The sequence below is a fragment of the Pseudomonas putida genome (assembly GCF_009883635.2).
GTDB classification, from domain to species: Bacteria; Pseudomonadota; Gammaproteobacteria; order Pseudomonadales; family Pseudomonadaceae; genus Aquipseudomonas; species Aquipseudomonas putida_W.
On record NZ_CP026115.2, the window covers coordinates 5,226,221 to 5,238,463 of the forward strand.

9 protein-coding genes are annotated in these 12,243 nt (G+C 61.5%); 3 read left to right on the top strand and 6 right to left on the bottom strand.

Features of this window, described 5'->3' with window-relative positions:
* Positions 1 to 66 precede the first annotated feature (66 nt).
* Positions 67 to 1,638: a TerC family protein gene (locus C2H86_RS23855; RefSeq protein WP_159410128.1), complete on the top strand. Its 1,572-nt coding sequence runs from the start codon at positions 67 to 69 to the stop codon at positions 1,636 to 1,638.
* Here C2H86_RS23855 and rarD read toward each other — a convergent pair.
* The gene (gene rarD / locus C2H86_RS23860; RefSeq protein WP_159410129.1) at positions 1,601 to 2,488 is read right to left on the bottom strand and encodes an EamA family transporter RarD; all 888 of its coding nucleotides are present in this window, start codon (positions 2,486 to 2,488) and stop codon (positions 1,601 to 1,603) included. The two genes, C2H86_RS23855 and rarD, sit on opposite strands and share 38 nt — an antisense overlap.
* Positions 2,489 to 2,520: 32 nt before the next feature.
* Positions 2,521 to 4,107, bottom strand: a complete 1,587-nt coding sequence (locus C2H86_RS23865; protein ID WP_159410130.1) for an EAL domain-containing protein — start codon at positions 4,105 to 4,107, stop codon at positions 2,521 to 2,523.
* 301 nt (positions 4,108 to 4,408) lie between these two features.
* On the opposite strand from C2H86_RS23865, the gene hppD reads away from it, so the two are divergent.
* Positions 4,409 to 5,485, top strand: coding sequence for a 4-hydroxyphenylpyruvate dioxygenase (gene hppD / locus C2H86_RS23870; RefSeq protein WP_079227918.1), 1,077 nt, complete (start codon positions 4,409 to 4,411; stop codon positions 5,483 to 5,485).
* 16 nt (positions 5,486 to 5,501) lie between these two features.
* Here the strand turns inward: hppD and C2H86_RS23875 are convergent, their stop codons facing one another.
* Both C2H86_RS23875 and C2H86_RS23880 read right to left on the bottom strand, forming a co-directional pair.
* Positions 5,502 to 6,308, bottom strand: coding sequence for a CSS-motif domain-containing protein (locus tag C2H86_RS23875; RefSeq protein ID WP_159410131.1), 807 nt, complete (start codon positions 6,306 to 6,308; stop codon positions 5,502 to 5,504).
* Between the two features lie 130 nt (positions 6,309 to 6,438).
* Positions 6,439 to 7,125 carry a type 1 glutamine amidotransferase domain-containing protein gene (locus tag C2H86_RS23880; protein WP_159410132.1) on the bottom strand — a complete coding sequence of 229 codons (687 nt, stop codon included), beginning with the start codon at positions 7,123 to 7,125 and terminating at the stop codon, positions 6,439 to 6,441.
* Between the two features lie 317 nt (positions 7,126 to 7,442).
* On the opposite strand from C2H86_RS23880, the gene C2H86_RS23885 reads away from it, so the two are divergent.
* Positions 7,443 to 9,431 carry a response regulator gene (locus tag C2H86_RS23885; protein WP_159410133.1) on the top strand — a complete coding sequence of 663 codons (1,989 nt, stop codon included), beginning with the start codon at positions 7,443 to 7,445 and terminating at the stop codon, positions 9,429 to 9,431.
* Positions 9,432 to 9,437: 6 nt separating this feature from the next.
* Here C2H86_RS23885 and C2H86_RS23890 read toward each other — a convergent pair whose 3' ends face one another.
* Entirely contained in the window at positions 9,438 to 11,042 is a 1,605-nt protein-coding gene (locus C2H86_RS23890) for a response regulator (RefSeq protein WP_159410134.1), read from the bottom strand.
* Between the two features lie 93 nt (positions 11,043 to 11,135).
* The gene (locus tag C2H86_RS23895) at positions 11,136 to 12,191 is read right to left on the bottom strand and encodes a HEAT repeat domain-containing protein (protein ID WP_159410135.1); all 1,056 of its coding nucleotides are present in this window, start codon (positions 12,189 to 12,191) and stop codon (positions 11,136 to 11,138) included.
* Between the last annotated feature and the right edge of the window lie 52 nt (positions 12,192 to 12,243).

Sequence of the window (12,243 nt, forward strand, 5' to 3'; positions counted from 1 at the left end):
CAGTCTTCGGCCTTTCCGGCCATCCTCCCGCCGTCCTCGTGACGCTTCCTTCGTGAGTACCCGCTAATGGAATGGCTAGCCGATCCCACGGCCTGGCTAGGCCTGTTGACGCTTATCGTCCTCGAGCTGGTGCTCGGTATCGACAACCTGGTGTTCATCGCCATCCTCGCTGACAAGCTGCCGCCGCATCAGCGCGACCGCGCGCGGGTCATCGGCCTGAGCCTGGCGCTGATCATGCGCCTGGGCCTGCTGGCCAGTATCTCGTGGATGGTCACCCTGACCGCGCCGCTGTTCGAGGTGTTCGGCAAGAGCTTCTCCGGCCGCGACCTGATCATGCTGTTCGGTGGTGTGTTCCTGCTGTTCAAGGCCACCATGGAATTGCACGAGCGCCTGGAAGGGCACGTCACCCAGGCTACGGGTGCCGTGCGTCATGCCTTGTTCTGGCCGATCGTGGCGCAGATCGTCGTGCTTGACGCGGTGTTCTCGCTGGACGCGGTGATCACGGCAGTAGGCATGGTCGAAGAATTGTCGGTGATGATGATCGCGGTGATCTTCTCGATCGGCATCATGATCGTCGCCAGCAAACCGCTGACCCGCTTCGTCAATGCCCATCCGACGGTGATCATGCTGTGCCTGGGCTTCCTGATGATGATCGGTTTCAGCCTGACCGCCGAAGGCCTGGGCTTCCATATCCCGAAAGGTTACCTGTACGCGGCCATCGGTTTCTCGATCCTCATCGAGCTGTTCAACCAGCTGGCCCGTGCCCGCCGCAAGCGCAGCCTGCAGCAGCATCGGCCATTGCGTGAGCGTACCGCACATGCCGTGCTGCGGCTGCTGGGTGGCCGCCGGGTCGAAGCTGACGAGCTGGGCGAAGAAATCGCCGACCTGGTCGAAGGTGGCGAGGAGCAGGTGCTGTTCGACCGCCGTGAGCGGGTGATGATCAGCGGCGTGCTGAACCTGGCCGAGCGGCCGATCCGCACGGTGATGACCGCACGTGCCGAAGTCGACGTGATCGACCTGGCGCAACCCGCGCACGCCATCACCGAAGCGCTGGCCAACTCGCCGTACTCGCGCCTGCCGCTGATCCGCAACGGGCATATCGAGGAACCGCTGGGCTTCGTGCACAAGAAGGAGCTGCTCAAGGAGCTGCTGTCCGGCAACCAGCCAGACCTTGAGCGCATGGCGCGGGCGCCGTTGAACCTGCTGGAGAGCTTCAGCATCCTCAACGCCCTGGAGCAGATGCGCAGCCAGTCGACGCACATTGCTTTCGTGATCAACGAGTTCGGTGATTTCACAGGCCTGCTGACCATGACCGACATCCTCGAGTCGATCGCCGGTGAGCTGCCGGATGCCAGCGAGGTTGAAGGCCCGGCGATCGTCGAGGAGGGTGGCAGTTTTGTCGTCAGCGGCGCCCTGAACCTGAGCCAGGTCCAGGCGCGTACAGGCTTCAGCGCCCGCGCCACCGAGGACTACCAGACCCTGGCGGGCCTGGTGATGAGCTTGCTGGACCGCCTGCCGGTGGTGGGTGACCAGCTGGCCTGGAACGGCTGGAGCATGACCGTGGTGGCGGTGGAGGAGCGCCGGGTGCGCCAGGTGCGCCTTACACCGAGCGCCGACGCTGACGCAGCAGGTGCTTGAAGCCTTCGAGTACCAGCACCAGCACCGCGGCCCAGATCGGCAGGTAGGTCAGCCACTGATCCGGGCCGATGGTTTCGCCCAGCAGCAGGGCGACGCCCACCAGCAACACCGGCTCGACGTAGCTGAGCAGGCCAAACAGGCTGAACGGCAACAGGCGGCTGGCCAGTACGTAGGCGATCAGTGCACAGGCGCTGATCGCCCCCAGCAGCGGGATCAGCCCGTAGAGGCCGGGGTGCTGGTGCAGGTCGGCCGCCGACAACGGCCCCTGGGTGACGAAATAGACAGCCCAGGGCAGCAACAGGCACATGTCGCACCACAGGCCACCGAGGTGGTCGGTGCGGCAGCGTCGCCGCAACACGAAATAGATCGGGTAGCCGATCGTCACCAGCAAGGTTTCCCAGGCAAAGCTGCCATTCTGGTACAGCTCGTGCCCGACGCCCAGCGCGGCGCAGCTGACCGCCACTTTCTGCAGGCGTGACAGGCGCTCGCCATACACCAGGCGCCCGGTCAGCACCATGGCCAGCGGCAGCAGGAAATAGCCCATCGACACTTCCAGGCTGCGCCCGTGCAGCGGCGCCCAGAGGAACAGCCACAGCTGCACCCCCATCAACCACGACGTACCGACCATGCCCAACAGCAGGATCGGCGTCTGACGCACGCGGGCGAGCAGTTCGCCGACGCGTTTCCAGTCCTTGCTGACCAGCATGAACAGGGTGAGGCAGGGCAGGGTGAGCAAGGTGCGCCAGCCAAAGATCTCTTCGCCATCGAGCGGCGACAGCAAGGAGGTATAGAAATACATCACAGCGAACAGACAGGACGCCATGACCGACGAAATAATGCCTTTTGACACGAATGCCTCGGATAGGGGAGTGAGCAGGTGGATCAGCCGCGCATGATCTCAGGGGGCGCGTTCTGCGGCAACCGCGCGACGCCGGGTTGTGCGGCGAGTGCCTTGAGGAAGTCGCTTGCAGGCATCGGCCGGCCAAACAGATAACCTTGCTGAAAGTCCACCTCGCTTCGCGCCAGGTAATCACGCTGGACCTCGGTTTCCACCCCTTCGGCAACGATCCCCAGGCCCAGCTTGGCCGACAGCTCGATGATGCTGTCGAGAATGTGCTGGGACAAGGCGTCGCCGCCGATCATGGCCACGAAGCTCTGGTCGATCTTCAGGTAATCGACCTTGAACTGGCGCAGGTAGTTGAGGCTCGACTGGCCGGTACCGAAGTCATCCAGGGCGATCATCACCCCCATGTCATGCAGCTTGGCGAACAGCTCGAGGGCTACCGGAGTGGCTTCGATCAGCTTGCGCTCGGTCAGTTCCAGGGTCAGCCGTACCCGCCCAGGGGGGAAATGCTGGAGGAAGGTCTGGCAGTCGTCGAGCAGGCTCAGGTCGCGGCAATGGTCGGCGGTAATGTTGATGCCGATGTGGAAGCCGTCTTCCAGCAGCGCGGTGAAGGGCGCCAGGCTCTGCGCGGTGTGCAGCATCAGGGCCCGGGTCATGGCGACGATCTGGCCACTGTGTTCGGCGTAGGGGATGAACAGGTCTGGACGCACCAGGCCTTCACGGGGGTGGTTCCAGCGCATCAGCACTTCAGCCCCGGCCCAGCGGTAGTCACCCTTGCGCACCACCGGCTGGAAGTACGGCAGAAACTCGTCCGCCTCCAGGGCCCGCCGCAGTTCGGCCCTGGGCGAGCTGGCCCGGCGAATTTGCCAGCGGCAGGCGCCGCCGGCCACCACGCCGAGTGCCAGCAGCAGGCTGAGCAGGGCAGGGTAGTGGCTGCGCAGCAGCTCGCCTTGCTTGCCGGCCTCGTAGCCACCGTGCACGCTGAATGGGTAGCGGGTCGAGCCCAGGGTCACATCGGCGGCGGCGGCGACCGGTGGGGCACCGTCATGCACCGCGCCGTCCTTGCCCATCCAGGCGTTGCCGACGCGGATCTGCAGCGCTTCCTCCGGGCCTATCAGGCGTAATGCGGTGAGCAGGTGATCGCCATCCACGGTAATGATCGCACCGCGATCGCCATCGCTGGCCCGGTACACCAGCAGGGCATGGCCAGGCGTTACCGAGTTGCCACTCATCAGCCAAAGCCGGCCATCGGTGTAGTCATGGGCGTCGACTGGCTCGTCAAAGTCGCCGAACAGCGAACTGCAATACAGGTTGTGCTGCTGGAACAGGTTGGTCGAACGGACGAAGGCATTGCGCGTGACTTGGCTGCGCAAGGCCAGCTGGGCGTCCACGCAAGGGCTGCCAGCCAGCGGCAGCAGCACCTGCGCGGCATTGGCGAGGTTGTCTAGAATATGATCGACATGCTCCACCACCTGGCGTGCAGTTGCCTGGCTGGAGGCGCGCAATTCGCGTTCGATCTGCCAGTTCATCACTGCCAGGCCACAGGCAAGCGGCACCACGCCGACGATCCAGGGCAGGAGCGTGCGCCAGCTCCAGCGAGCAGGGCGTTTGACCGAGAGGGGCATGCTGGGGGATCTTCCTGATGTCTGACGTGCTGAGGATAGCCGCTTGTCGGCGCCAGTGGCGAACTAATGCGCGACAAAGCCATTTACGCAATGTAGAATCGGTTTACGAATACAACAATAAGGTCCTTCGTTGCTGAGGGATCAACCCCCGCCGAGAATGGGTCCATATGACATACCATGGGTTCAAGCTGATCATTGGTGACTTCCTCGCCCGCAGCGTGCGCGGTATCCCGTGCTCTCCACCATTGCCGTTCCACATCCTACGCATTCATTAATTTTCGCTGCAGATGAGGGTACGAACATGGCTGATATCTTTGACAATCCAATGGGCCTGATGGGCTTCGAATTCATCGAACTGGCTTCGCCGACGCCAGGCGTGCTGGAACCGGTATTCCAGATACTCGGTTTCACCAAGGTGGCCACCCACCGCTCCAAGGACGTGCACCTGTATCGCCAGGGCGGCATCAACCTGATCCTCAATAACGAACCGAAGAGCATCGCCTCCTACTTCGCGGCCGAGCATGGCCCGTCGGTATGCGGCATGGCGTTCCGCGTGCGCAACGCCCACGAAGCTTACGCCCGGGCCCTGGAGCTGGGGGCCCAGCCGGTCGAGATCGAAACCGGCCCGATGGAGCTGCGCCTGCCGGCGATCAAAGGCATCGGTGGGGCACCGCTCTACCTGATCGACCGTTTCGAGGAAGGCAGCTCGATCTACGATATCGACTTCAATTTCATCGAAGGCGTCGACCGTAACCCGCAAGGGGCAGGCCTGAAAATCATCGATCACCTGACCCATAACGTCTATCGCGGGCGCATGGCTTACTGGGCCGGTTTCTACGAGAAACTGTTCAACTTCCGCGAGATTCGCTACTTCGACATCAAGGGCGAGTACACCGGCCTGACCTCCAAGGCCATGACTGCGCCTGACGGCATGATCCGCATTCCGCTCAATGAAGAGTCGTCCAAGGGCGCCGGGCAGATCGAAGAGTTCCTGATGCAGTTCAACGGTGAGGGCATTCAGCATGTGGCTTTCCTCACCGACGACCTGCTCAAGACCTGGGATGCACTCAAGGGCTTTGGCATGCGTTTCATGACCGCACCGCCGCAAACCTATTACGAAATGCTCGAAGAACGCCTGCCAGGCCATGGCGAGCCGGTCGACCAGCTGCAAGCCCGCGGCATCCTGCTGGATGGCGCTTCAGAGCCGGGCGACAAGCGCCTGCTGCTGCAGATTTTCTCTGAAACGCTGCTCGGCCCGGTATTCTTCGAGTTCATCCAGCGTAAAGGGGATGACGGCTTCGGTGAAGGCAACTTCAAGGCACTGTTCGAGTCCATCGAGCGTGATCAGGTCCGCCGTGGCGTGCTCAATGCCGAATAAGTGAAGCGCAGCGCCGTCAGCCTTTGCTGGCGGCGCTACGAACACGCAGATTACGTTGCCTGTACAAACCCCAGTAAGTGATAGAGCCAGTAATGATTCCGACCAGCGCCAGGGACGGGAGCAGTTGTTTCATCGTCTGGCCCCTCTCTTGTGCCAAATAGCCTTTTGCATAGCCCGCCTTGACGGTATAGCCATACTTGGCTGAGACACCCTCTGTGAAAAACTCCTCTTGCGATGGACGTTCCGGGTCGCGACTGTCGCCGTCGGCCCAGATGTACAGATCTCCGAATTCGACGAGAAGGGTCAGCCCCGTCTGAAAGGCACGCAGTTCATTGCGCAGCAACATACCGTAGGAGGTGGCAATGACCCCCAGATTCTTGTCTCCGAGCTGATAGGCGAGCAGAACCGCATTGGGCAATGCCGGGGGGGCCAGCACCAGACGAAATTGCGATCGTTCATCTGGGAACATCTGATCCGGTGTGTAAGGCGTTTTCAAGGTGTTGCAATAAGGAAGCCCGTTAGCAGTCAATGACAGCGAGCGCAGGTGCGCTGCTTTCGCAACCTGGTCGAGCAATTGCGCCTGGGCAGTCTCGCAGGAAGTCCCTGCCAGCATAATGGCAGCAGACGCCGAAGCGTGGATTCGATCCAGCGCCAGGTCCACTGAATAAATAGCTTCCTTTACAGAGATGCGTGCGGTCTCTTCAAGCTTCTTGTCCTGCTGATAATCAATGATCATCAGCCCGCTGCCGACCGGTAGCAAACTGATTGCCAATGTCAGCAACAGTTCTATGAAACTCTGCCCTGCAATCTTGATTCTTGACATGCGAATTCAGCCCCCTTTACCGAGCTGACCGAGGTGGGCAGCCCAGTGGAGAGCCTATGAATCAATTACGGCGCCTGCTGTAATCCAACACCATGCATCTTTTGAGAACTACGCTGCCAGGATGTAGGACTTATTTCGGGTTGAGTTCAGCGATGACCTTCTCGGCCAGCAGGCTGGTCGAGGCGGGGTTCTGCCCGGTGATCAACCGGCCGTCACAGACCACGAATGACTTCCATGGGTCATCGTCCTTGCTGTAGTCGCCGCCCCGGGCAACCAGTTCGTTTTCGGTGAGAAACGGCACCACCTTGTCCAGCTCTGCCAATCTTTCTTCGGTATTGGAAAACCCGGTAACCTTTCGGTCCTTGAGCAACAGGCTGTTGTCGCTGAGCTTGATGTTCAACAGGCCGACCACGCCGTGACAGACGGCGGCAACAATGCCGTTGTTTTCGTAGATCTTGCGTGCCAGTTCCTGCAGCGGCGGGTTGTCCGGGAAGTCGTACATCACGCCGTGCCCACCTGTGTAATAGATGGCGCAGTAATCGCCTGCCCTGACCTTGCCCGGGCTTGACGATGCGCCCAGACGGTTCATGAACGACTTGTCGTCGTACCATTGCCAGTCCAGCTCCGGGGCCAACTGCAGGCTATGTGGGTCGATTGGCACATAGCCCCCATTCGGGCTCACGTAATCGACTTCATACCCGGCTTTCTGCACGGCCTCGACAAAATGCACAGCTTCCCCCAGCCAAAGGCCGGTGGCCCGTTTCAGGGTCGGGTATTTGGCCGTGTTGGTCAGTACCACCAGAATCTTATTGCTCATCACCACGCTCCCTGGTTTGTTGTTAAAGGGCAATGCGTTCGTTGGCGCGGGGGAAACCTATTGAGCATAGCTCTCGTTTGCCAAGGCGCTATCTTGATAATGGCTCTATGCTATTGCTCTATGCCTGCACGATGCGTCGAATGTGAAGCGGTCAACAGTGCAGCTATTGCAGCGGCGAATCGTCGGGCAGATGATGCGCAAACGGAGTTTTAACCAAGAGCAATGGTGGAATCACGGCAGTGTTCGTAAAAGGTACACCACGCAAACCTTCGGCACAGGGCATGGAACTTGCCACTCGGTCATCACCGGCAGAGGGTATGGCTGAGCAGGTCACGCGGTTCGACTGGCGTTACAGCGCGCTCGGGCCGCTGCCGCATTGGCAGGCCCCTTTGCGCGTTGCCGTCGACATGATGGTGCTTTCGCCGTTTCCCTGCGCAGTGGTCTGGGGCGCCCAGATGACGGTGATTCACAACGATGCTTACGCGAAGTTGCTCGAATGTGACGGCCACGCTTTGGGGCAGGCGTTCGACAGACTGTGGGCAAAAGCCTGGAAGGACATCGGCCCCTGGGTGTTCAAGGTGCTTGAAGGTGACTCGAACCTCGTCGAAGACCAACCGCTAAGGCTAACGAACAAGCAAACGGGTGCCCAAGCCCGCTACGCCTTCAGCTACACACCGTTACGCGATGAGCAGGACGAAGTGGTGGGGTTTCTGCACACGGTGATCGAAACCAACGCCAGCGTTGATGCGCATGATGAATGGCGCGAGCAGGCGCTCGCGTTCGAGCGCAAGATCGAGCGCATCATGGCCGATCGTGACCACATCTGGCAGCTTTCTCGCGATGCCATGATCGTCGTTACCCGCGACCTCCGGCTGCAAGCGGCCAACCCGGCCTGGCAGCGTGTTCTGGGCTGGACTGAAGACGAGGTAAGCGGTAAACCGATCCTGGAGCTGGTCCATCCTGCCGACAGGGCCGAGGTGGAGGTTGCGGTCATGGAGTACGTTAGCGACCGTGGGCGTGAGCAGCTGGAGACGCGCTTGCGCCACAAGGACGGGCACTACCGCTTGTTCCGCTGGATGGCGAGTTTCGACGGCTCGCTGCTGACGGCTGTCGGGCGAGACATTTCTCAGGATCATGAAGATGCCTTGCAACTGTCCGATAGCCTTTTATGGGCAACCCAGCGCCTGGAGTCGGTTAGCCATATGGCAGGCGGCATGGCCCACGAGATGAACAACCTGCTGTCGGGTATCGGCGGCAGCCTGGAGCTCTTGCAGCGGCGCATGGACCAAGGGCGTCTTGATCAAATCGAACGTTATGTGGCGCTGGCCACTGATTCGGTGCAACGTGCCATGACGCTCACTCACCGCCTCCTGGCATTCTCCCGTCATCAGCCACTGTCACCCAAGCCATTGGACATCAATCGCCAGCTGACCTCCATGGAACCGCTATTGTGCCAGGTGCTGGGGGCTGAAATGCGGGTGGACTGGGAACTCGACGTAGAACCCTGGACCATCTGTCTGGATGTTGCACAGCTGGAGAATGCGTTGGTGAACCTGTTTGCCAACGCACGTGAGGCCTGCCTTGAGCGTGGCGTGGTGGCAGTGCGCACGATCAACATGCGCCTGGAGGCACCGTTCCCCGATGAGCGAGGCCTGGCTCCGGGTGACTATGTCGCCGTGTATGTCACGGACGACGGCCATGGCATGCCCGAAGTGGACATGGCCCGGGCGTTTGAACCGTTCTTCACCACCAAGCCCATGGGCCATGGCGCCGGGTTGGGGCTGGCGATGGTCTATGGCTTCGTCGGACAGTCGGGCGGCTATGTGTGGCTCGAGTCAGCGCCTGATCACGGTCTCAAGGTCTGTATGTTGTTCCCGCGTTGCCTTGAACACATCGCGCAAGAAACCCCGCAGCCGGTACCTGCTGTAACTCGAGCAAGAGGTCAACGCGTGCTGTTGGTCGATGACGAGGAAAACCTGCGTTCGGTGATGAAGGAGTACCTGCAGGAGCGTGGCTTCGACGTGTGCGATGCCAGGGATGCGAACTCGGCGCTCGAGCGCTTCCGTTACCACGGCCCTTTCGACCTGGTGATCACCGACATCGGCCTGCCGGGTGGTTTCAGCGGGCGGCAGGTCGCCAGGGCGATGCGCATGTTCGAGCCGGATCAGAAGATTCTGTTCATTACAGGGTTCAACGACAAACCGTTGGAGCCGCAACTATCCGAGACCCCAGGCACGGCGTTGATGCTCAAGCCGTTCGCCTTGGCCAGCTTGATGAACCAGGCCTTGCTGATGTTGAGCGATTGACCGGGCTCAGGGACTGCCCAGCATGTTGGCAACCTGAGCCTGCAACTGCTTGAGCTCGAACGGCTTGCAGATCAGCTGCATGCCCGGCGCGAGAAACCCTTCGCGCGCCATTGCCGTCTCGGCGTAGCCGGTGATGAACAGCACCGGAAGGTGCGGGCGGAGCGTGCGGGCAATTTCGGCCAGTTGCCGGCCATTCATGCCCGGCAGGCCAACGTCGCTGACCAGCAAGTCGATTGCCTGCGCTGAACGCAACAGCTGCAAGGCTTCGTTGGCGTTGCAGGCACTCAGGCAGGGATAACCCTCGTCTTGCAACGACTGGCGAAGCAGGTCACGGACATGGGGATCATCCTCGACCACCAGCACATGGCGGCCTTCGCTGGCAGGTGCTGGGTGCGGTCTGGAGGCCTGGGGCTGTTGTGGCTCAAGATGGCGTGGCAGGTAAAGGTCCACCTGTGTGCCGTGGCCAATCTCGCTGAACAGCGCTACATGTCCGTGGGACTGCTTGCTGAAGCCGTAGACCATGGACAGGCCAAGGCCAATGCCCTGGCCTACCGGCTTGGTACTGAAGAAGGGCTCGAAGGCATGTTCCAGGGTGCTTTGCGACATGCCCTGGCCGTCATCGATGATGCGCAGGCAGGCGTACTCACCTGTCTCCAGCCCACCACCTGAGGGCCGCTGCGTGTCAATCTTCTGGTTGCGGGCTTCAATGCGCAACTTGCCCCCGTTGGGCATGGCCTCGCAGGCATTGACCAACAGGTTGTTCACCGCTTCTTGCAATTGCGCGTCGTCCGCCTGCACTGCCCACAGGTCTGCGGGCAGGTCAAGGTGCAGGCTGACGCCTTGGCCCAGGATGGCTTCAAGGCGCTGCGGTTGCAGGAGCGCAAGCAAGTCGACGCGCTGACTGTGCAACGACTGCCTGGACGAAAACGCCAGCAGGCTATGGGTAAGCACCGCAGCACGTGACACGGCTTGCTGGCCCCTGCGCAGGATTGCATCAAGGCCGTCACAGCGCCCGTTTTTGAGGCGCCGGTCGATCAGTTCGAAACTGCCCCCTATGCTCGTCAGCAGGTTGTTGAAGTCATGCGCCACACCGCCGGCCAGTTGGCCGATCGCTTCCATCTTGCGGGTTTGCTGCAGGGCGTGGTCGATGATGTGTTGTTCCTCGCTACGCGCATCCAGTCGCTGCTGCAGGTCGAGCATATGGTCGCGCGCCAGGTATTGACGGCGCCGATTGCGCAACGCGGTCTGAGTCAGGTGCAGAAAGCTCCCATCGTCGAAAGGCAGGGCGAGCAGGGTCAGGTTACCTAAGGCAAGATTGGCCTTGGAAGGGCTGGCCGCAGGGGTGCGCGTCAACAGCAGGATGGGCAGGTCTGACCAGGGTGGCTGTTGATCGATGTAGCTTTTCAACAGGTCGGCGGCTTCGACTTCAAGGGCCTGCTCGGCGATGATCGCCACGGCTGCACCTTCGATCAGGCAGGCCTGCAACCTGGCGATATCTTGCGCGCGCAAACAGTCGACACCGGCTGCCGCCAACAACGTCGATGCATTGTGGGCAAGTTGGTCCGGGGCCAGGATCACAGCACGTTCGTCCATCGACAACGAACTGGCCAAAGCGATTCTCCTGAAACGGTCGACAAGGTGCTTGCCGCCTTCTATGGTCCGATACCCACTGGACCACGGGCATTCGCCCGGGTTCAACGCAGATTACAGCCCTTGTTGCAGGAAGGGATCGTCCGGGTTCTGCCGCTCCAGTTCAGCCAGCAGCACCTGAACGTTCTGCAACTGGCCGGACTCCTTCCAGTACTGGATCAGCAGCACCCGTGCCCGGCGATTGGCCGGCTGGCGGTTGAGCAAGGTTTCCAGCTGCTTCTGCGCGGCATCGGACTGATCCAGCTCGTGCAGGGTCACTGCCAACGTGTAGCGATAGTCGGCATTCTCCGGCTCCAGCTCCACCGCGCGCGACAAGGCCAGCAGGGCGTATTCGCGTTGGTCATGGCGGATCAGCCAGAGCCCCAGCTCGTATTGCAGGAACGCCGAGTCCGGGCGCAGTGCCAAGGCTTTGGCCAGCACCTGGCGGGATTGGTCATGGTGGCCTTGGCGTTCCAGCAAACGCACCTGGGTGGCCAGGGCGTCGAGGCCATCCGGGGCCATGGCCAGGCTGCGCTGCAGGGCCGCAGCCGCCTGATCGTAATCATTCTCGTGCAGGTACAGGCGCGCCAGGTGCACCTGGGCCTCGGCGTCGTCGGGTTGTTTTTCCAGGGCCTGCTGGTATTGCTCCAGCGCGGTCTGCAACGGGCCGAAATACAGGCCGATGGCATCCGGGTCGAGGCCGAGCAGGGCATCCACGGCGGCAAAGCGCACGCTCTGCTCGTCATCGTCCAGCAACGGCCCCAGCACCAGGCTGCGCTGAGAGGGCGGCAGCAGCTTGCGAATGCTGGCAATGGCTGCGCGGCGCACCAGAGGATCATCGTTTTCCAGGTCCAGGCGGGCCAGCTTCAGTGCCTGCGGCGATGGGTAGTTGGGCAATTCGGCATACAGTGCGGCGCGGCGGATCGGTGTCAGGTCATCACGCTGCAGTTGTTGGTACAGCACCCGGGCGGCACCCGGCAAACCGTCATGTGCCTGGCGCAGCGCCTTGCCGTAGCTGTGGGGTGGCAGTACCGGTGGCGCGGGCTTGTCGTCCCGGCGCAGGAAAACGATGGCGAGCGTCACCAGGATCAGCAGCAGTACGGCGATCAGGTAGCGGTGGCGTCTGGGCATCGGGCGCTGCGGTCCATGGCGGTGGGAAGGCAGAGCTTGGGGCAGAATGCCT

Excerpts from the sequence above, each read along its gene's own strand:
- C2H86_RS23855 (WP_159410128.1), top strand. The coding sequence starts at position 67 with ATGGAATGGCTAGCCGATCCCACGGCCTGGCTAGGCCTGTTGACGCTT.
- C2H86_RS23865 (WP_159410130.1), bottom strand. The coding sequence starts at position 4,107 with ATGCCCCTCTCGGTCAAACGCCCTGCTCGCTGGAGCTGGCGCACGCTC.
- hppD (WP_079227918.1), top strand. The coding sequence starts at position 4,409 with ATGGCTGATATCTTTGACAATCCAATGGGCCTGATGGGCTTCGAATTC.
- C2H86_RS23875 (WP_159410131.1), bottom strand. The coding sequence starts at position 6,308 with ATGTCAAGAATCAAGATTGCAGGGCAGAGTTTCATAGAACTGTTGCTG.
- C2H86_RS23880 (WP_159410132.1), bottom strand. The coding sequence starts at position 7,125 with ATGAGCAATAAGATTCTGGTGGTACTGACCAACACGGCCAAATACCCG.
- C2H86_RS23885 (WP_159410133.1), top strand. The coding sequence starts at position 7,443 with ATGGCTGAGCAGGTCACGCGGTTCGACTGGCGTTACAGCGCGCTCGGG.
- C2H86_RS23895 (WP_159410135.1), bottom strand. The coding sequence starts at position 12,191 with ATGCCCAGACGCCACCGCTACCTGATCGCCGTACTGCTGCTGATCCTG.